Annotated in this window: 16 protein-coding genes, 1 pseudogene and 3 riboswitches; of the genes and pseudogenes, 1 reads left to right on the forward strand and 16 read right to left on the reverse strand. The window is 31.9% G+C overall.

Going from position 1 to position 20,033, the window contains the following annotated elements; genetic code table 11:
- Positions 1–76: 76 nt before the first annotated feature.
- The 12 genes from B3040_RS02315 to B3040_RS02370 form a co-directional block, all read right to left on the reverse strand.
- Positions 77–1,090 (reverse strand): ABC transporter substrate-binding protein, encoded by a 1,014-nt coding sequence (locus B3040_RS02315; protein ID WP_291569786.1) that lies wholly within the window; start codon positions 1,088–1,090, stop codon positions 77–79.
- Between the two features lie 34 nt (positions 1,091–1,124).
- Positions 1,125–1,445: a CGGC domain-containing protein gene (locus tag B3040_RS02320; protein ID WP_291569788.1), complete on the reverse strand. Its 321-nt coding sequence runs from the start codon at positions 1,443–1,445 to the stop codon at positions 1,125–1,127.
- A gap of 144 nt (positions 1,446–1,589) precedes the next feature.
- A riboswitch (cobalamin riboswitch) is annotated at positions 1,590–1,772 on the reverse strand.
- A 169-nt stretch (positions 1,773–1,941) separates the two neighbouring features.
- Positions 1,942–3,057 (reverse strand): 4-hydroxybutyrate dehydrogenase, encoded by a 1,116-nt coding sequence (locus B3040_RS02325; RefSeq protein WP_291569790.1) that lies wholly within the window; start codon positions 3,055–3,057, stop codon positions 1,942–1,944.
- Between the two features lie 33 nt (positions 3,058–3,090).
- Positions 3,091–4,452, reverse strand: a complete 1,362-nt coding sequence (locus B3040_RS02330; protein ID WP_291569792.1) for an aldehyde dehydrogenase family protein — start codon at positions 4,450–4,452, stop codon at positions 3,091–3,093.
- Between the two features lie 17 nt (positions 4,453–4,469).
- Positions 4,470–5,000: a 2-oxoacid:acceptor oxidoreductase family protein gene (locus tag B3040_RS02335; RefSeq protein WP_291569794.1), complete on the reverse strand. Its 531-nt coding sequence runs from the start codon at positions 4,998–5,000 to the stop codon at positions 4,470–4,472.
- A 1-nt stretch (position 5,001) separates the two neighbouring features.
- Positions 5,002–5,784 carry a thiamine pyrophosphate-dependent enzyme gene (locus B3040_RS02340; RefSeq protein WP_291569796.1) on the reverse strand — a complete coding sequence of 261 codons (783 nt, stop codon included), beginning with the start codon at positions 5,782–5,784 and terminating at the stop codon, positions 5,002–5,004.
- Between the two features lie 2 nt (positions 5,785–5,786).
- Positions 5,787–6,911 (reverse strand): 2-oxoacid:acceptor oxidoreductase subunit alpha, encoded by a 1,125-nt coding sequence (locus B3040_RS02345; protein ID WP_291569797.1) that lies wholly within the window; start codon positions 6,909–6,911, stop codon positions 5,787–5,789.
- Positions 6,904–7,092 carry a 4Fe-4S dicluster domain-containing protein gene (locus B3040_RS02350; protein ID WP_291569800.1) on the reverse strand — a complete coding sequence of 63 codons (189 nt, stop codon included), beginning with the start codon at positions 7,090–7,092 and terminating at the stop codon, positions 6,904–6,906. The genes B3040_RS02345 and B3040_RS02350 overlap by 8 nt, the downstream gene beginning before the upstream one ends.
- 12 nt (positions 7,093–7,104) lie before the next feature.
- On the reverse strand, positions 7,105–8,436 hold the full coding sequence (locus tag B3040_RS02355; RefSeq protein ID WP_291569803.1) for an acetyl-CoA hydrolase/transferase family protein: 1,332 nt from the start codon (positions 8,434–8,436) through the stop codon (positions 7,105–7,107).
- Between the two features lie 24 nt (positions 8,437–8,460).
- Positions 8,461–9,915, reverse strand: a complete 1,455-nt coding sequence (locus tag B3040_RS02360) for a 4-hydroxyphenylacetate 3-hydroxylase family protein (RefSeq protein WP_291569805.1) — start codon at positions 9,913–9,915, stop codon at positions 8,461–8,463.
- Positions 9,916–10,318: 403 nt separating this feature from the next.
- On the reverse strand, positions 10,319–11,338 hold the full coding sequence (locus tag B3040_RS02365) for a sigma-54 interaction domain-containing protein (protein ID WP_291569807.1): 1,020 nt from the start codon (positions 11,336–11,338) through the stop codon (positions 10,319–10,321).
- 40 nt (positions 11,339–11,378) lie between these two features.
- Positions 11,379–12,230: a YitT family protein gene (locus tag B3040_RS02370; protein ID WP_291569809.1), complete on the reverse strand. Its 852-nt coding sequence runs from the start codon at positions 12,228–12,230 to the stop codon at positions 11,379–11,381.
- A gap of 403 nt (positions 12,231–12,633) precedes the next feature.
- A riboswitch (cobalamin riboswitch) is annotated at positions 12,634–12,819 on the reverse strand.
- Positions 12,820–13,631: 812 nt separating this feature from the next.
- Positions 13,632–13,819: riboswitch (cobalamin riboswitch) on the reverse strand.
- A 184-nt stretch (positions 13,820–14,003) separates the two neighbouring features.
- Between B3040_RS02370 and B3040_RS02375 the strand changes: the two genes are divergently transcribed.
- Positions 14,004–15,146: a YibE/F family protein gene (locus B3040_RS02375; protein WP_291569811.1), complete on the forward strand. Its 1,143-nt coding sequence runs from the start codon at positions 14,004–14,006 to the stop codon at positions 15,144–15,146.
- A 113-nt stretch (positions 15,147–15,259) separates the two neighbouring features.
- Here B3040_RS02375 and nrdG read toward each other — a convergent pair whose 3' ends face one another.
- The 4 genes and pseudogenes from nrdG to cobT all read right to left on the reverse strand — a co-directional run bounded on the left by nrdG (position 15,260) and on the right by cobT (position 19,789).
- Positions 15,260–15,754, reverse strand: coding sequence for an anaerobic ribonucleoside-triphosphate reductase activating protein (gene nrdG, locus B3040_RS02380; RefSeq protein WP_291569813.1), 495 nt, complete (start codon positions 15,752–15,754; stop codon positions 15,260–15,262).
- Between the two features lie 75 nt (positions 15,755–15,829).
- Positions 15,830–18,166: an anaerobic ribonucleoside triphosphate reductase gene (locus B3040_RS02385; RefSeq protein WP_291569815.1), complete on the reverse strand. Its 2,337-nt coding sequence runs from the start codon at positions 18,164–18,166 to the stop codon at positions 15,830–15,832.
- Positions 18,167–18,485: 319 nt separating this feature from the next.
- A pseudogene (locus B3040_RS02390) lies at positions 18,486–18,668 on the reverse strand (hypothetical protein); the annotation flags it as partial.
- A gap of 47 nt (positions 18,669–18,715) precedes the next feature.
- Positions 18,716–19,789: a nicotinate-nucleotide--dimethylbenzimidazole phosphoribosyltransferase gene (gene cobT, locus B3040_RS02395; protein ID WP_291569817.1), complete on the reverse strand. Its 1,074-nt coding sequence runs from the start codon at positions 19,787–19,789 to the stop codon at positions 18,716–18,718.
- Between the last annotated feature and the right edge of the window lie 244 nt (positions 19,790–20,033).

Consider the following 20,033-nt stretch of genomic DNA (forward strand, 5'->3'; position numbering starts at 1 on the left):
CTGCTAAAGCGACAGCCCCTTCTACTAATGATACCATTTTGTATGTTATGGTTAAATGCTCTTTTCATTTTCATTTTTATTTATTACCATATAATTCAGGATATAATCCTTTTGATATTGTTTTTATGCCATCTAAAGTTCTTATGCCACTTGCATAAACTTCACTTAGCATTATAGGATGTACTCTTTTTGAGTTTACAGCTGAAATGCTTGAAAGTGCTGGATTCTCCATTACTTGCTTTAATGCAGCATCTTTTTCAATTTCTTTTCCATAATAAACAGTAAAAATTACATCTGGATTAAGTTTTATCAAATCTTCATTTCCAATTTTACCGCTTGTTTTAGCTAGTAAATCTGCTCCAACTTGTTTTGAAATATCTCCGCCAATACTATCTTCTCCATAAATTCTAAATAACCCATCTTTTTCTACTTCTAAAATTACTGTTTTAACTGTTTGTTTTCCTTTAACAAAATCTTTAGCCTTTTCAATTTCCTTTTTCATTGTGTCAACTATTTTGTTAGCTTTATCTTCTACATTAAAAATTTTACCCATATTTAAAATATCATCATATTCGTTTTGTAAGGTATTAGGCTTAATAACACCGCTATTTTGTGACATATATGTATTTATTCCTCTTTCATGCCAAAAACCTACATCCCCAAGCTTTTTTTCTCCGAATAGAGAATACCAACTTAATATAAAATCTGGTTGTAAGGCAATAACCTCTTCTTTTGTAGGCACTTTTTCATAATATTTAATGTTTTTAAAAGCATCTTTATATTCCTCTTTAACTTCATGGTCTAGCTGTGCTGCTGCAACAATTTTATCCTGAAGTCCTAAAGCTAGCAATGTTTCTATTGAATTTTGATAAACTGCAACAACCTTTTCTGGGGCCTTTTTAAAAGTAACTTCCACTGGTTGTTTTGCGTAATTATAGGTTTTAATTGTAACAGGATAATGAGATGACTGTTTATTATTAGCTTCAGTTTTAGCTTTTCCATTAGAATCCTGTACTCCATCTTTATTTCCACAGCCACTTGCTCCAAATAGCATACAGCCTATCAAAATCATACTTATAATCTTTTTCATTTCAAATATCTCCTTCGTATTTCAATTACATTTTTTAATGAGTTCCTTCTATTACTTCAATGAAATGTTTTTCAAATATTTCCTTTATATGTTTAGTTCTATGAACTTCGCATTTAACAATACATACCCCCAAATGAAGTCTTTTCACATCTGCTTGTTGTAACTTTTTAGCAATATTTATTAAGTTTTCATCTGAATTTTTAGAACAAGCATCACAAGTAAAAAATGACATGAGCTCTAAATCTTCATTTTCATAGATACTAAAGTTTTTTTCTCTATGGTTTAATGCTTTAAAACATCCCATGGTTGTACATATTCCATTTATTTTTTCACATACACCAATTGCTATTTTCATTTGTACCTCCTCTCAAAATAAATATTTTTATTAAAATAAAAAACCACACTCTCAAGAGTGTGGAAAATGCCATAACTTTAAAAAAGGAATAATTACATCCTTTTTTTATCCTAACGCCTATTTCTCATCCTCCCTCCGAAGACTAAAACTTATCAACACGAGGCAGGTTTACTGGCTTAAGGATCATCTTACTCTCCGGCCTTCTCAGTTTCCCAATGGCATTATCGGATTTCATCCTCTTTTACAGTAGCGGGGGCTGCAGTGGATTTTAACCACTTTCCCTTTTAACTCTTATAAAATAAGAGCACCTAATGTCAAAATATTAAATTATATGTTTTATTTACCAAAAACATTATAGCACTAAAAAAAACTTAAATCAAGGTTAATGCATTACAAGATGATAAATTAAAAAAATATCAGTAAATATTTTATCTTCTTTACTGATATTTTATACAATTAATCATTTAATATGGGTGTCTCTAAGGATGGCAATTAATTAGAATAACTTTTTATAAATATCTTTAATATCCTCACTACTCATTGGTACGTAGTTATTAGCAAGAAGTCTTTGTTGCCCTTCAATAACGCTTTCACTAAAGGAAATTATCTCTTCTTCTCTCATTCCATATTCCTTAAGACTTTTTCTAACAATCAAATTATTTAAAAGTTTTTCTAGTTCATTATAAACTTCTGTCACCTCTGTATTAAGAAGCTGTGCTAAAAATTCATTTACTCTACCTATTTTATCTTGTGGGTTCTTATCATTATAAAACTTAAATACTTCTATGAAAAAGTCATAATTTGCTTCTCCATGAGGAACGTGGTACTTTCCTCCAAGTGGATAGGACAGTGCATGAACTGCCCCAACTCCTGCATTTCCAAAAGCAATTCCTGCATAGCAACTAGCCATTAGAAAATCTTCTATTATTTCCTTTCTGTACTCTGCTCCTTTTTCTATTATATCTTTGTAGCCTTTAATTATTATTTTTATAGCTTCAAAGCTGTATATTTCTGTAAACACATTAGCCTTTGGTGAAACTAAAGCTTCTATCGCATGAATCAAGGCGTCTATTGAGCTATAAACAAAGAAATTATATGGAAGCTCTCTTACTAGCTCTGGTATTAAAATAGCATAATCTGCATATAACTCTTCCGTTGCTAAACCCATTTTAGTTTGCTTAGCTTTGATTTCAGTAATAGAAATATTAGTAACTTCGCTACCTGTACCACAAGTAGTTGGAATTATTAATAGCTCTTTATCCTTAATTGGTACTATTTTCTTTTCAAATAGCTCCTGAGTGCTTGTTACATCTTTTAAAATTAACACTTTTGAAATATCAATGATTGAGCCTCCACCTATAGCTACAACTCTTTTTATCTCTTTATCCTCCATATCTGATAGAATTTTATCAATTATATCATCTGAAGGTTCTTTTAAATCATAATCCTCTTGAAAGATATAATGGCAGTCTAAAGCTAAGTGCTTAAGAAAAGCTTCAAATAAAAATCTATTAGTGAAAATTAAATCTTTTCCCCCTATATTAAATTCACTTATAAACTCTTTGCAATTATCAAATTTAAAAATCTTCGGTTTTATTTCAATAAGTTTCATATCTTTACCTCTTTCCTCTGTTTATTTGAAGAATTATTCCCAAATCTCTTCATCAGATGGTATATACGCTTCTTTATTATAAAGGCCTATTCTTGAAACATTTATTAAATGTTTATAATCTAGATTTTCTGAAATACTATTATTTCCCCAAGAACCACAGCCTAAAGTTGTAGTTGGGGCGAATCCATTATAGAGTGCTCCACCGGCTGAAGTTGAAGAAGGCTGATTAACAACTAGTCTGGATATTGTTAACATCACTCCTGCAAACTTAATATTTTCTATATTATTTGAATGAATTGCACAAGAGTGTCCTTTTCCTTCAACATTTAAGTTACTTTGGGCTATTTTGATAGCCTCTTCAAATGTGTCGTATTCAAAGGAAACCATAACTGGGCACATTTTTTCCTTGCATAAGATATCATCTTGTCCACAACCTCTAGCCTTTAATACTATAACCTTAGTTCCTTCTGGTATACTAACCCCGGCAAGGTCTCCTATAAAATTAACACTTTGTCCAACAATTTTTCCATTTATGCTGCCATTTAAAAATAAAACCTTAGCAAATTTGTCAATCTCTGCTTCATCTTCTACATAATAAGCACCCTTTTTCTTGAACTCATCTATTATTTCCTTATAATTTTCTTTTGGTGCTATAATAGACTGTTCTCCTGAACAAATAATTCCATTATCAAAAGTTCTTCCAGTAATAATTTTGGGTACTACTTCTTCTAAGTTAACATCTCTGTCTATGATGCACTGCACATTACCAGCACCTACTCCAAAGGCTGGTATTCCACTACTATATGCAGCTTTAACCATTCCCATACCACCAGTAGCTACAATTACGTCAGCTTTTTTCATAAGCTCATTTGTAAGCTCAATTGATGGTTCTTCAATAACTTGTATTAAATTATCTGGTGCTCCAAGCTTAGTAATTTCTTTATTAAATAGTTCTACAACATATTTTGCACATTTTTTAGCTCTCGGGTGTGGTGCAACAATTATTGAATTTCTTCCTTTAAGTGCAAACATGGAGTTACACATTGGTGTTACTATAGGATTAGTGCAAGGAGTTACAGCACCTACCACTCCTATTGGTTTTGCAACTTTTATTATTGCATTTTCAATGTCTTCTTCAATAATACCTACTGATTTTTTATCTTTTAGGTTATTCCAAATAGCTTTAGCTTTTCCTTTGTTTTTTAACACTTTGTGGTTATACACTCCCATGCCAGTTTCTTCGATAGCCATTTTAGCTAACTCTTCTGCTCTATCATAAATAACTTTTCCGATAGCTTTAACTATCATATCTACTTGACTTTGAGAAAAACATTCAAACTCCTTCTGCGCAGTTCTACCTTTTTCTATCATTAAATCTAAATTATTTTTTTCCATTTGTTTCTCCTCCTAAATTATGCTACTTTCCTTGCTATAGATATACCTTTGTCAAAGGCTATAAGATTTTTTTCGATGGTTGCCTTTGGTACATTTTCTTCAATGGCTTTTTTAAGGTTGTCATATTTGATAATGTTAGTTAAAGCTGCTAAAGCACCTAAACAAACCATATTTATACCTTGTGGATTTTTCAGTTCCTCTTCTGAAGTTTTTACTATTGGCAATTTTACACAACTGTGGGTTTTCTCAACTTCTACACCCTCGTCTACAATAATCATAGCTTCCTCTGAAGCCTGTTCTTTAAATTTGTCATATCCACTTTGTGTAAGAGCAATTATGATATTTGCATTGCTAACCCTAGGATAATATATATCATCATTTGAAATTATTACATCTGCTCTACAACAGCCACCTCTTGATTCAGGTCCATAATTCTGAGTTTGAACCACATGTTTTCCTTCTAGTACTGCTGCTTCAGCAAGTATTATTCCAGACTTTACAATCCCCTGCCCGCCAAGTCCTGTTAGAATTATTTCTTTCTTATCCATTTTACTTTTCCTCCATTAGAACATTATTTATGTACTGTTCCACGTACTCTGGCTCAGTTGTGTCTTTTAAAACCCCGATTTTTAGTTTTTCATCTTGAGATTTTACACCCTCCATAAGAGCCTTATACATATCTGAAGGTCTTCTTTGTGAGTTTCTTCTTCCATACTGCACTGGACAAGGAGTTAAAGCCTCTACCATTGAAAAGCCTTTATTGTTGATAGCTCCTGTTATTGCTTTAACCAACTGATTATAGTGTGCTACTGTGCCTCTTGCTACATAGGTGGCCCCTGCTGCATCACATAAATTACATATGTTAAAGTCATTACAAAGATTTCCATCCTCTGTTGTTGTTGTTCTAGCATTTTTAGGAGTAGTTGGTGAACACTGACCTCCTGTCATTCCATAAATATTATTATTCATAACAATTAATGTTAAATCTATGTTTCTTCTACACCCATGGATTAAGTGATTTCCTCCAATGGCTGTTGCATCACCATCTCCGCTGATTACAATAACTTTAAGCTTTGGATTCGCTAATTTTATCCCCGTAGCATATGGGATAGCTCTTCCATGTAAGGTATGAATAGTATCAAAGTTCATATATTGAGCTGCTCTTGAGGAGCAACCTATTCCTGATATCACACATATATCCTCTTTATTACAATCTAAGGAGTCAATAGCTTCAATTAATGCTTTTAACACTATTCCATGTCCACATCCACTACACCAAATATGTGGTAGTTTATCTTTTCTTAGGTACTTTTCAATCAAATGTTCCCTCATGATTACTCTCCTCTAATAACCTTAATTATTTCATTAGGCTCAAATATTTCACCGCAGTATTTATTTATGCCAACAACAGGACATTTTCCTTTTGCAATTCTTTCTACTTCATATATAAGTTGTCCTGCATTAAGCTCAGTCATATAAATTTTTTCTACAGTTCCACCTTTAATTATTTTCTCTAATTCTAAGTCTGGGAAAGGCCATAAGGTGTATGGTACAAAGAGTCCAACATCCTCAAGAATTTTATTTAAGATTAACTCTTTACAAGCATTAGCTACAGAACCATAAGCAACAATTAATTTCTTACAGTTCTCAGTATTGAAACTTTCATATTTAACTATTTTATCTCTATTGCTCTTTATCTTGTTTAATAATCTATCTAAAAGTATGGTAGCGGTTTTGCTACAGTTTGATGGGTATCCAAACTCATCATGATTTAAGCCCGTAACATGAAACTTATGACCTTCTCCTATATCTGCCATAGGTGGAATCATATCCTCTGTATTTTCATAGCCTTTGAATTGTTCTTTGCTATTTGGCTTCTTTCTATCAATAATATCAATGCTGTTACAATCTTCTATTTTAACACTTTCTCTCATATGAGCTATTACTTCATCTAATAGAAGAATAACAGGTACTCTATAGTTCTCAGCATAATTAAAAGCTTCAATAGTTAAATTATAGGTATTCGACACGGAGGTTGGTGCCACAACTATTACTGGATGATCTCCATGAGTTCCCCAAATACTTTGCATTACATCTCCTTGAGAAGCTGAGGTTGGAAGTCCTGTACTTGGTCCCCCTCTCATCACATCTACTATTACACAAGGTACCTCTGCCATGGAAGCATATCCAATAACTTCTTGCTTAAGAGAAAATCCTGGTCCACTGGTTGCTGTCATAGATTTTAATCCTGCTAAGGAACCTCCAACAACAGCTGCCATACCTGCAATTTCATCTTCCATTTGAATAAATTTCCCCTTTACCTTAGGCAATTCAATTGAACAGATTTCTGCAATTTCACTAGCAGGGCTTATTGGGTAGCCAGCATAAAATTTTAAACCAGCTGCTATGGCACCTTTTACACATGCCTCACTGCCTTGCATAAGTACCATATTATTCATTCTTATCACTCCTTAAACTTATAGCAAAATCAGGACAAATTCTTTCACAGATTCCACATTTAATACAAGCTTCTTCATTAGCTATAATTGCTTTGCCATGCTGTTTTTCTAAAACTTTCTTCGGACAGAAATCTATACATAAATCGCAGCCTTTACAGTAACTTTCATTAATAAATAACATTTTTACCATCCTTTACTCATGAATCTTATAATAAATAAAATAATCAAATTTATTATTGAATCTTCTCTCCCATTCTTTTATAAGCTCACCTCTAAATTTGGGATGAGCAATATTTATAAGAGCTCTAGCTCTTTCCTTTAAGGTTTTACCTCTTAATTCTGCAATTCCAAATTCAGTAACTACATAATGTACATCATTCCTTGTAGTTGTAACTGCTGCTCCATGGTCTAAAAATGGTACTATTCTTGATACCTTCCCATTAGAAGCAGTAGATGGAATAGCTATTACAGATTTTCCACCAAGTGATTTGTTTGCACCTCTAATGAAATCAACTTGTCCTCCAACACCACTGTACTGCTTTAATCCAATTGTTTCAGATGCAACTTGCCCCATGAGATCTATTTGTAGACAAGAATTTATAGAAACTAAATTATCATTCTTCCCAATAATCCAGGGGTCATTAACATAATCCACAGGCAGCATTTCTATCATTGGATTATCATTAGCAAAATCATATAATTTCTTTGTTCCCATTAGAAAAGTAGCTACAATCTTATTTTTATGAAGTGTTTTTCTTTTATTTGTGATGACACCAGCTTCTACAAGGTCAACAACTCCATCAGAGATCATCTCCGAATGTATACCTAAATCCTTTTTGCCTTTTAAATTTAAAAGTACCGCATCAGGAATAGCTCCAATACCTAACTGTAAGGTTGCACCATCTTCTATTAACAAAGCGCAATTTTCCCCTATAACCTTTTCAACCTCACCTATTTTTCCGGGTTTAAGTTCAAGAATAGGGTAGTCTACTTCAACAATATAATCTATATCATTAATGTGTATAAAGTTGTCTCCTAGTGTTCTTGGCATATTTTTATTAACTTCTGCTATTACAACATCAGCACACTCAGCTGCAACCTTCGTATAATCATTTGAAACTCCGAAGCTACAAAATCCGTGATTATCTGGCTGTGAAACTTGAATTATAGCTACATTTACTTTGTAATAACCCTCTTTAAAAAGCTTAGGAATCTCCGAAAAAAAACAAGGAGTAAAATCAGCTCTACCATCATTTATAGCTTCACGTGTAGAAGGTCCAGCAAAAAAAGAATTATGCCTAAATGAAAATTCCATATTTTCCTTTATATATTCACTTTTCCCCATACCAATCATGTGGGCTATTTCTACCGATGCAAATCTATCCCAATTGTTAACCATAGCTTCCAAAACCTTTTGGGGTTCACCTGCAGCATGTCCAGTTACTACTCTATCTCCGTTTTTTATCTTACTAGCTGCTTCTATTGCACTAACTAACTTATCTTTATATAAATCTTTCCAGTTCATATTTTCACTCCTTGTTTCTCCAGATTATTCAGTAATATTCGCTATATCTTTAGCTAGTTTTTTCTTTTGTTCTAAATCACTTTGTCTTGAAATCATGATTCTTTGTGCTTGTGGTGAACCTGCACCATGCATAGATTCTGTTCTATAACCTACTGCAGCAGCTCCTAGAGTTATATTTTCAATTAACCTTAATATTCTTAATCTATTTTCTGTTGAAACTTTTGCTATACCCTTTAGATATTTTTCAATATAAGGTCCTAACTTAGGATCTTTAAAATCTTTTTCAGAAGGCATTGTAACCATTAATCCCCCAGCAATATCCTCAGCAAGCCTTGCTATTTCATAAGGGAATCTTGTTATGTTTTGCTTACAAACATTTGCTAATAAAAGATCTATTTGATAGTTTCCAGCCTTTGTAGCACAACCTTCACAGGAACAGGCAATACCGCAGCTGTACAAGGTTTCATTTAAATGAGTCATTTCAATAATTTTATCTTTAATATGAGAAGCTTTATTTGCTCCATTGTATTCTGCTGCAACTGCAGTTGCTCCGATAAGAACGTCACCAACTCCAACCTTGCAACCACCATAGCTTTGTCTATGGTATCCTGCAAATCTTTCTACTAACATTCCTGAAAACTCAACTTCTCCATTTAGGAAAATTCTTTCATTAGGAACAAATACATCTTCAAAAATGGTAAGAGTTTCATGTCCTCCAAATTTGCTATTTCCTAAGTCAATATCTGCACCTTCTTCAAGCTTTCTAGTATCACAGGATTGTCTTCCGTAGATGCTGAATATACCTTCAGCATCTACAGGAATTGCAAATGCTACAGCCCAATCCTTATCTTCTGGTCCCATTGTAATTGTAGGCATAACAATTATTTCATGAGAGTTAATCATACCTGTTTGGTGTGCTTTTGCACCTCTAACCACAATACCATCGCTTCTTCTTTCAACTACTCTTAAATAAGAGTCTAGATCCTTTTGTTTACTAGGCGGTAGGGATCTATCTCCTTTGGGATCTGTCATTGCACCATCCACTACTAAGTCATTTTCCTGAACAAATTCCAAGTATTTTTTAAATCTTTCATGATAGTTAGTTCCATGTGCTTCATCAATTTCAAAGGTGGTGCTGTAAACTGCATTGAAGGCATCCATGCCCACACAACGTTGGAAGCAAGCTCCTGTTTTTTGACCACATAATCTTTGCATCTTTACTTTGTTTAATAAATCCTCAGTGCTTTGATGTAGGTGACAAAATCTATTAACTTTCTTTCCTGTTAAATTAGAAGTAGCAGTCATTATATTTTCATACTGTGGGTCATTTGCTAATTCATAAGTCATTGCCACTGAGTTTAAAGATGGTCTAATCATTGGATGATCTACTGGATTTTCAATAAGCTCTCCAAATAAATACACCTTATGCTTTAATTTTCTAAGGCTTTCTATATACTGTTCTTTAGTCTTTATTGTCATAAAAATTCCCTCCTTAATTTACTCATTATTATATAAAGCAAAATTCATGCCAACATTTTAATATGATGGTAAAATTCAAAAAACTAAACAACATTTTAAAGTTGTACTATAAAACTCAACCTCTACACGCTTCTAAATTCTCATATAAATTACTATATATTTATTTATTACTTATGTTTTAGCTTTAATTTTCATATAATTGGCTTCATACCTTATTCCAAACATTTCTCTATGTTTTTTTACTTAAACTTGGAAACAGTAAATTCTTATTTTATTAATCCCTTTAATAGTGATGCAAAATTACATACACTGCAATTTTGCATCAGAATGAATATATTGAATTATATGTATAAAAAATGAGCCGTCTCAAAATTTTATTTTGAGACGGCCCATTTTAAACTTATTAGCCTCTGTACTTTTGCCTTTTGCGGATTAATGTTGAGGAATCTACTCCTAATGCCTTTGCTGTCATTCTAATACTTCCATATCTTTGTATAGCATCTTCAATTATCTCTTCTTCTATCTTTTCCATTATATCTTTGAGTGAATTTCCTTTGATAGATAAATTACTAACACTAAATTCTACCTCATCGCTCTTTGAGTTATTAATAATGTGTTCCGGTAAATCCAGTACCCCAATAAGGTTAGCTTCACTCATAACTATGGACATCTCTACAATATTTCTAAGTTCTCTTACATTTCCTGGCCAATGGTATCCTCTTAGACATTCTAAAGCCTCTTTATTAAAGTTTACATCTAAATTATACTTTTTATTAATTACTGTTGCAAAGTACTTGACAAGTGGTATAATATCGCTTTTTCTTTCTCTTAATGGTGGTATTTTAATAGGTAATGTACATAACCTATAGTATAAATCTTCTCTAAACAAACCTTTAGAAATAAGATCCTGTAAATTTCTGTGAGTAGCTGCAATCACCCTAACATTTATTTTTATTGATTTTATTCCACCAACTTTCTCTATCTCCTGCTCTTGTAAAACTCTTAAAAGCTTTACTTGTACTTCTTGTGGAAGTTCACCAACTTCATCTAAGAAAATTGTTCCTTTATCTGCTAATTGAAATAATCCCATCTTACCTGTTTTACTAGCCCCAGTAAAAGCACCTGGCTCATAGCCAAATAATTCTGATTCTATCAATCCATTTGGTATAGCTCCACAATTTATTGTTATAAACGAATGATTTTTTCTTGAACTGCTATAATGTATATACTTTGCAATTCCTTCTTTACCCACGCCTGTTTCTCCTAAAATTATAACTGATGATTCTACTTTTGAAACTTTATATGCAGTGTTCAGTACTTCCAACATAGAGTTATCTTCAACTATCATTTTACTTATGTCATATAAACTTCTCTTACATCCATCTATTAATTTATTTTCAATAATTCTACAACTTTTCCCCATTCCTATTTGCCCCTTTGCATTAGAAACCAAAATTTGATTACTATAAAGTTAAGCTTTTAAACCCATTACCAAAAACCTCACAAGTATTTCTAACTGTTATGAATGCCTCTTTATCAATCTTTGTAATATAGTTTTTTAGTTTAATGAAATCTCTCCTACTAATTACAACTACGATAATTTCTCTTTTTCCCTCTGTATAATCTCCAATTGCATTATAGCTTGTTGATGTTTTTCCTAAATCTTCTCTAATGTAATTTTTTATATCATTATTTTTTTTACTAATTATATTAACCTCTTTACACATATTAAGTCCTTCAATGATTGCATCAATAACAAAACCATTTATAATTACACCTAACATAGCATACATAGATAGTTTTAATCCAAAGGCAAAGGCTGCTAATACTGTTATAAATAAGTCAGACATTAAAACTCCTTTACCTAAATCAATATGGAAGAACTTATTTAGTATTTTGGCAATAATATCTGTTCCTCCTGTAGAAGCATTTTGATTGAAAACTATTCCCATTCCAATCCCAGATATAAGTATTCCAAAAACCAACTCTAAAAAAATCTCTCCTGTAAGAGAGCTTTTCATAGGTAAAACTCTCTCTAATATAAAAATTACAAATGATACTGCAAAACTAGAATAAATTGTTTTAGCACCAAAGGCTTTTCCAATTATTAGAAAAGCTAGGATAAATAAAATTAAGTTTATTATTAGCATTATGGTTCCAACAGAAATATTTTCATTGAATTTATTTATTACTATTGCTAATCCATTAGCTCCTCCTGTAGCTAAGTTATTTGGCATTAAGAAAAAATACATTCCCAAGGCAACCATTAAAACTCCTAAGTTTATTAAGAAAAACTCTTTTAATTTTGATAACATTTTAATTCCTCCTACAATTTAATATTTTTGTTATTAAAACATACTGTGCATAACAAAAAGTGCTTATAAAAATATATAAGCACTTGGAGGGGTGAACATTTTAATTTTTCAGCAATAATCTAATTTATTTAACCTTAACTAAAAATATAAACACTATTTTTAGCCTTGTTAAAAAACTAACAGTTAAATTTAGTAAAGAGTGTTCCTCTGACAAACCATACTTATACTATTTACAACTGCAAGCATAATTTGATTCTTATGCTACTTTAATATATTTTATCTACAGAAATACATATATTTTTTGTATTTTTGCAAATAAAAAAGAACTTCAGCTAAAGTTCTTAAGTAGCACAAATAATGATACCTTACGTATCTTAAATTGCTTCTACCTTTCCCTCCGAAAGCTTTGCATTACTATTTGGCAGGTCTCCTGACTCACACTTCATTCTAATTCCTCCTTCCCAATACTAAAGTATCAGTGGTTATTAGGAACTCGTCTGTGTTTACAGTAGCGGGGGCTGTAGTGGATTTACACCACTTTCCCTTTTAATTCTTTCATCAAAAAGAAACCATATAGCTATTATTATATTTTCATTTTAATTATATAAATTAGTTCAAAACTTGTCAACTATCCTCCCTTAAACTTTATATATTGTTAACTAATTACATTAACAATAGCTAATTAACATACTATTAGGTTGTTAACTTATCTATTTTGTGACTACCTGTCTTATATTTAACCCATGATGATTCTTAAAATATATCTCTAAAGCTTTTACCATTTTATTAATTCTTGTTACTTTATTATTCCATGTTTGAGAATCCTTTATTTTTTTGTTTTACATCTTTATAGTGCCTATTCTTTACATTAATTTTCTTCTTTCTTATCAATAGATGTACATACAATTAACATTGCTGAAGCTATAATCGCTATCACAAATAAACTTACAATCTTCTCCATACTTTCCTCCTAATTATTCTTTACTAATGTTCTTGTACTATTTTCAATTATTTTACTCGAATTATTACTTATATTGATATATTCACTGTTTATTAATTTAACTAGTTTTTCACCTAAATCAAATTGAATATATCTGACTTTCAAAATATTCTTGCATAAACTTGAGTTTGAAATAATGTAAGTATCACACTTGTTGTTAACATTTCACTGTCAAATGATTTTAAAAATTTTTTTCATGTTATTCTTCTTCCCATTCCAATGTATTTAATATTAAAAAAATAAAAAAACCTCACCATGGAATTCTCCTTGATTGAGGTTTGCTACATACATAATACATAAAAATAGCTTAACAAAAAATCTTCTGCCAAAAAACAGAAAAAGAATATTGCAAGAAATTCATATAAATATGCTTACAAACACCCTCCATCGCTCGTAGAGTTCCTAGTGCATTAAAACAGGCAGATTTTCTGACTTAAGATAATTATTTCTACACAATAATAAAGTTTAATTATTGTAGAAATTTCTCTATTCACAGTGGCGGGACCGTGTGGGATTCTAACCCACTTCCCTTTTAATTAACAATAAATACTTATACATCTATTGTTAAACCTGTTTCTAGTATTCTATTTCATTGTTATACTAACATAACTAATATTTGAAAGCAATAGATACTTCACTTTATAAGGGAATAAGCTCTATAAATAAAATTTATATATGTATTTATATTGTAAATTTATAAGGATAATTTTACTTGCTAAATCTAATAAATAGGGTTAAAATAAACTAAATGTTAAATATTGGAAGGTGATTTTATGTCTTTATCCTTTGAAAAAGTTTTTTCCTTCTTTCTAGTGGTAGTAGTATACCTCTTATTCTCCTTTAAAAATGTACAAGCTTATGATGAAACCACCACTTCTATTAATAACAGCTCTATTAAAGGAGAAATTATAGATGTAAATTCCTCATTTACGCCATGTCGTGTAACTGTTAAACTTCTCCAAGGCAATCATCAGGGAATAAGCATTATCTTAGAGAATGATCTTGAAACCTCATCAGATAATCCTATTAACCTAAAAGTTGGTGATAAAGTTATTGTTTATCTAAATTATGATGAAAAAGGAAATCCAATTAATGGTCATATAAGCCAGTACATTAGAGAAGTACCTCTTTTAGCATTATCATTTGCATTTTTATTACTTATACTAATTATAGGGGGTTTTAAAGGGTTTAAAGCCATTATAACTTTGATTATAACAGCTGTAGCTATATTAAAATACTTTTTACCTTCCCTTTTAGATGGTAAAAATCCTTTCTCTTATTCTATTTATACCTGTATCCTAATTACTTTCGCAACTTTGCTTATCCTTAACGGATTTCATAAAAAAACCTTTGTAGCTATTATGGGAACTTGTGGTGGAGTTCTAGTTGCTGGAATTATTAGTAAAATTGTAATATCAGTTGCCCATCTTTCAGGCCTTTCTGAGGATGAAAGTTTTATTTTAAGTTCACTTCCAATCAGTAGCCCTTTGGATTTTAGAGGTTTATTATTTGCTGGAATAATTCTAGGTGCATTGGGGGCAGTAATGGATGTTAGTATGTCTATTGCTTCTGCCCTGAATGAACTTAAAATTTTAAACCCTGACTTATCCCTTAAAGATCTCAGAAAGTCAGGGTTTAATGTAGGAAAGGATATAATGGGAACCATGTCAAATACTTTAATATTAGCCTATGTTGGTGGTTCTATGAATGTACTATTGTTATATATGGTGTATAATACTAATTTCATGGAAGTGATTAATAATCAGATTATATTCTCGGAAATTCTTAGAAGTTTAGCTGGCAGCATTGGATTGATTCTTACAATTCCAATAACAATTTTTACTTACTTATTTTTAGAAAAAATATCGCAAAAGAATATGAAGAGTTCAACATATAAAAAGAACTTGAGAGTTTAATTTTTTAAGAGTCTTTACTTTTTGAATCTATACAAAAAAGAGTAGTTTATATCCTACTCTTTCTTACTTTTCATGTATTATGAAAAACTTTAACTACTTATCATCTTTAAGTTTTACAGTTCTAACTTACAAACCTGTTTAGCCTTAAGGGTTTTCTTAACATCAATAATTCTTTGATTTGAAGAACCTCTATATTTTAAGTCTAGAGACCTTAACTCAGGCATAAATCTCCCATCCACTAATACATCTATTTCCTTTAAGAAACTCTCATGGACTTCATAACTTCTCATGAGCTCTTCCCAGGTATAACCTGTATAAACCATGACGTTTAAACCAAGTTTCTTTATTTCCTTAGCTAGGCTAGAAAGCTCCTTACTTTGTAAAAATGGCTCTCCACCAGTAATAGTCACTCCATCTAATAAGGGATTCTTATTAACCATTTCAATTATATACTTCATATCAACAGGCTGGCCACCACTTATATCATGGGTTTGAGGATTATGGCACCCTTTGCAATTGTGGATACAGCCTTGGGTAAAAACTGCAAGCCTTATTCCCGGTCCATCAACAATGGAGTCGTTTATTATATTAGATATTTTTATCTTCATGAAACTCATCCTTTTAGTCATATTTTACTTTATTTTAGTTTTTATTCTTAAACGAATAAGTTTAATGTAATTCTCTTAATTATGCTTTACTCTATCCCTAACTTCAGATAGCTTAGCATTATTAAATCTATCAAGAGTACCTACTAAGTATCCTGTAATACGTCTAATTCTTTCAAATGGCATATCTTTATCCGTTCTACCACACTTAGGACATGTATCATTAATTATTCCACTAAAGCCACATACAGGGTCTCTATCTACAGGGTGGTTAATTGAACCATAGCCTATACCAGACTTATGCATGGTTTTAATGATTTTTTCAAAAGCTTCTACATTTTTAGAAGCATCACCATCTAGTTCTACATAGGTAATATGTCCACCATTAGTTAATTCATGATAAGGTGCTTCAATTATAATCTTATCATAGGCATTTATCTTATAATATACTGGAACATGGAAACTGTTAGTATAGTACTCTCTGTCAGTAACCCCTTTAATTTCCCCAAAGATTTCCTTATCCATTTTTATAAATCTTCCTGATAACCCTTCTGCTGGAGTTGCTATTAATGAAAAATTTAGCTTAGTTTTTTCTGCTTCTTCATCCATTCTATTTCTCATATGGCTTATTATTTCAATTCCAAGCTTTCTAGCCTCTTCATCTTCACCATGATGTTTTCCAACTAAGGCCACTAAGCACTCTGCGAGCCCTATGAAACCTATAGTTAAGGTACCATGTTTTAATACCTCACCAACTTCATCCTCAAAGTCTAACTTATCACTATCTCTCCAGATGCCCTGACCCATTAAGAAAGGATAATTCTTAACTTTTTTGCTGCATTGAATTTTAAATCTTTCAAGAAGTTGATGAGTACAAAGCTCAATTAATTCATCTAGTTTTTTAAAGAAAACCTCTTTATCTCCCTTTGAATTAAGTGCAATCCTTGGTAAGTTAATGGATGTAAAGCTTAAGTTACCTCTTCCATAAGTAATTTCACTTTCCGGATCATAGGCATTAGCTATAACTCTGGTTCTGCAGCCCATATAAGCTATCTCAGTTTCGGGTTTTCCTGGTTTATAATATTTTGCATTAAAAGGTGCATCTTGGAAAGCAAAGTTAGGGAATAATCTTTTAGAACTCACTCTACAAGCCAATCTAAATAAATCATAGTTAGGCTCATTTGGGTTTACATTTATTCCTTCCTTCACTTTAAAGATATGAATAGGGAAAATTGGAGTTTCACCATTTCCTAAGCCTCGTTCTAAGGATAATAATAAATTTCTTACCACCATTCTTCCTTCCTCTGAAGTATCCATTCCATAATTTATAGATGAAAATGGCGTTTGCGCACCTGCTCTTGAATTCATAGTATTAAGGTTATGTATTAAAGCTTCCATTGCTTGATATGTTGTTTTATCTGTTTCATTCCAAGCTTCCTTTAATGAGAAGTTTTGCGCCTTTTCTATCAGTGTGTCATTGTATCCATTTGAGACTAATACGTCTCTTTCTCTTTTACAATATTCTTCGTGATATCCAATTCTAAGGTCGATTCCTTCATTTAAAAGCTTTGTATTAATTTCAGTTACTATCTCTTTTGCATTATCCACCTCTAGCATGATTTCTAGTGCCTTACACATGTTCTTAATGTAATTTTTTATGTAAGTTTTTTTCACACCTAAGGCAAGGGCATAATCAAAATTAGGTATACTTTGTCCACCATGCTGATCATTTTGATTTGATTGAATTGCTATACATGCAAGAGCTGAATAGCTTGCAATATCATTCGGTTCCCTTAAGGTTCCATGACCTGTACTAAAACCATCCTTGAACAATTTTATTAAATCTATTTGACAACAAGTCGTGGTTAAAGTTAAAAAATCTAAATCATGAATATGAATATCTCCATTTTTATGTGCCTTAGAATGTTCTGGTCTTAATATAAACATTTCCGAAAAATGCTTTGATCCTTCTGAACCATACTTAAGCATAGAGCCCATCGCAGTATCTCCATTGACATTTGCATTCTCTCTCTTTAAATCACTATCCTTAGATGCTTTAAAGGTTATATCCTCATAGGCTTTCATCAAATTTGAGTTCATTTCACGAACTTTGCTTCGCTCAGCTCTATATAAAATATAAGCCTTTGCTGTTTTAGAATATCCCTTTTTTATAAGCAAGTTTTCTACTTCATCTTGAATTTCTTCCACTGTTGGAGCACTTTCCTTATTTAAAATTAGTGCTTCAAAAACTTCCTCCGCCATTTCTAAGCAGTACTCATAGGTATACTCTTCTTCCGATGCTGCAAAAGATCTCTCTACTGCTCTAGCAATCTTCTCGATTTGAAAATCTACAATACGTCCATCCCTTTTTATTATTCTATAATCTTTCTGGATTTCAACATTTTTATTTTTCATGCTTTTTTCTCCCTTGTTAAATATCATAAAAAATCTCCACACTTAGATGCAGAGATACTTACTACCCTATCTATGTATTAATATAAAACAACTACTATATGTAGTATAACTTCTAAATAAGTATACTTCATATAGTAGCGGTTGTAAAACTCATCACATTCCAAATATAGCTATAAAATCTATATCTTATTATCTTTCTTTGGAATTTCTCTTAATATCTTATATAAATAATAGTAAACTTACTGCCATAACTACCATATAGGGAACCAGAGTTTAAGCTTAACTTATACACGAGTCCTGCCCTGATTCCCTTAAGGGTTTATGAAGCTGAATAAGCTAAAATTCTATCATGGAACCCTATACCAGCAATAAGACCATAAATTGATAAATGGTGTTCACCATACTTTTCTGAAGCTGGCAATAGTTCATCTAAAGATATATAAACCATGATTCCTGCCACCATAGCGAATAGTATTCCAAAGGTTACATCATTAAAGAATCTTGATATTAGAGCAAAACCTACTATGTTAGTTTCACTACATTTTTTAGTTATTTCTTTCTTATATCTACAAAGTGTTCACTAGCTATAGCAGCTTCTTGGAAGGTAGCCATGTTATTCATTACCCTTGTAGCTGCAATTACTATATTGTGCGCTAAAGGACAGCCCGTTCCTTCTCCTAGTCTCATATTTAGATTTAATATTGGATCTAAGCCAAGGTTTTTCATTACTATTTTTTGTCCCACCTCTACAGCACTATGAGACGGTATCATGTAATCTTTAACTAGTGGGTTTATCTTCCAAGCAACAAGTGCTGCAGCTGATGAGATTATTCCATCTACAATAATTGGAACTCTATAATATGCAGCTCCAAGGAAGCAACCTACTAACCCAGCAATATCAAAGCCTCCTACTTTTGCTAATACATCAATAGGATTTTCTTTACTTGGTTTATTTATTTCAAGAGCTTTCTCTATAGCTCTTTTCTTCTTCTCAAACCCTTCTTCAGTTAATCCTGCTCCCATTCCTACAGCCTCTTCTGAAGAACAACCAGTTAATGCCATTATTATAGCACTGCTTGTACTTGTGTTGCAGATTCCCATTTCTCCTGTACCAATGATTTGATAACCCTCTTTTACTAAATCACCCACAACTTCTATCCCTGCTTCAATGGCCTTTATAGCTTCTTCTTCAGTCATTGCTCTACCCTTGCACATATTCCAAGTACCGTATCTTATCTTTTTATTTATGACTTGTGGATGGTTAATGTCTCCCTTTATTCCAATATCCACAACTCTTATATCCATATTCGAAGTGCTGCACACAGCATTTATTCCGCATAGACCTCTTGTGAAATTCAAAGCTTGGCTTTGTGTTAAGTCTTGAGGACAGGTACTTATTCCTTCATCCCAAATCCCATTATCTGCACACATTATAACATTACAGCCCTTTGAAACTTCATTATGTAGATTTCCTGTAATTCCTGAAAGCTGAATTGCAATATCCTCTAACCTACCAAGACTTCCTATAGGTTTAATAAGGTTATCAAGTCTTATTGCAGCCTCCTCCATAGCCCCTTTGTCCAACTCTTTTATCTCTCTGATAACTGCTGAATATCTCTCCATTTTATCCCCTCCAAAATAATAACTTTTAAATTAAAAACCCTCTTAATAAGGATTATTAGTGCTTTATAACATATCCTAAGTACTGGTATATAAATAATAAAATTTAAATTGGTTCCACTCTATGTAAAAACTTCATATTACTTTCACCTAGACATCTCAAAGCAAATAATAGTCAAATATGCGAAGAATATTTTGAGTTCACAAGCAAGCTTATTCTGACGAGAAGTCAAGACCACCCGTAAAA

This window comes from Clostridium sp. UBA4548, from assembly GCF_002387895.1.
Lineage (GTDB): Bacteria > Bacillota > Clostridia > Clostridiales > Clostridiaceae > Clostridium_J.

Coding starts and splice junctions, on each gene's coding strand:
- B3040_RS02315 (WP_291569786.1), bottom strand. CDS start 1,090: ATGAAAAAGATTATAAGTATGATTTTGATAGGCTGTATGCTATTTGGA.
- B3040_RS02320 (WP_291569788.1), bottom strand. CDS start 1,445: ATGAAAATAGCAATTGGTGTATGTGAAAAAATAAATGGAATATGTACA.
- B3040_RS02325 (WP_291569790.1), bottom strand. CDS start 3,057: ATGAAACTTATTGAAATAAAACCGAAGATTTTTAAATTTGATAATTGC.
- B3040_RS02330 (WP_291569792.1), bottom strand. CDS start 4,452: ATGGAAAAAAATAATTTAGATTTAATGATAGAAAAAGGTAGAACTGCG.
- B3040_RS02335 (WP_291569794.1), bottom strand. CDS start 5,000: ATGGATAAGAAAGAAATAATTCTAACAGGACTTGGCGGGCAGGGGATT.
- B3040_RS02340 (WP_291569796.1), bottom strand. CDS start 5,784: ATGAGGGAACATTTGATTGAAAAGTACCTAAGAAAAGATAAACTACCA.
- B3040_RS02345 (WP_291569797.1), bottom strand. CDS start 6,911: ATGAATAATATGGTACTTATGCAAGGCAGTGAGGCATGTGTAAAAGGT.
- B3040_RS02350 (WP_291569800.1), bottom strand. CDS start 7,092: ATGTTATTTATTAATGAAAGTTACTGTAAAGGCTGCGATTTATGTATA.
- B3040_RS02355 (WP_291569803.1), bottom strand. CDS start 8,436: ATGAACTGGAAAGATTTATATAAAGATAAGTTAGTTAGTGCAATAGAA.
- B3040_RS02360 (WP_291569805.1), bottom strand. CDS start 9,915: ATGACAATAAAGACTAAAGAACAGTATATAGAAAGCCTTAGAAAATTA.
- B3040_RS02365 (WP_291569807.1), bottom strand. CDS start 11,338: ATGGGGAAAAGTTGTAGAATTATTGAAAATAAATTAATAGATGGATGT.
- B3040_RS02370 (WP_291569809.1), bottom strand. CDS start 12,230: ATGTTATCAAAATTAAAAGAGTTTTTCTTAATAAACTTAGGAGTTTTA.
- B3040_RS02375 (WP_291569811.1), top strand. CDS start 14,004: ATGTCTTTATCCTTTGAAAAAGTTTTTTCCTTCTTTCTAGTGGTAGTA.
- nrdG (WP_291569813.1), bottom strand. CDS start 15,754: ATGAAGATAAAAATATCTAATATAATAAACGACTCCATTGTTGATGGA.
- B3040_RS02385 (WP_291569815.1), bottom strand. CDS start 18,166: ATGAAAAATAAAAATGTTGAAATCCAGAAAGATTATAGAATAATAAAA.
- cobT (WP_291569817.1), bottom strand. CDS start 19,789: ATGGAGAGATATTCAGCAGTTATCAGAGAGATAAAAGAGTTGGACAAA.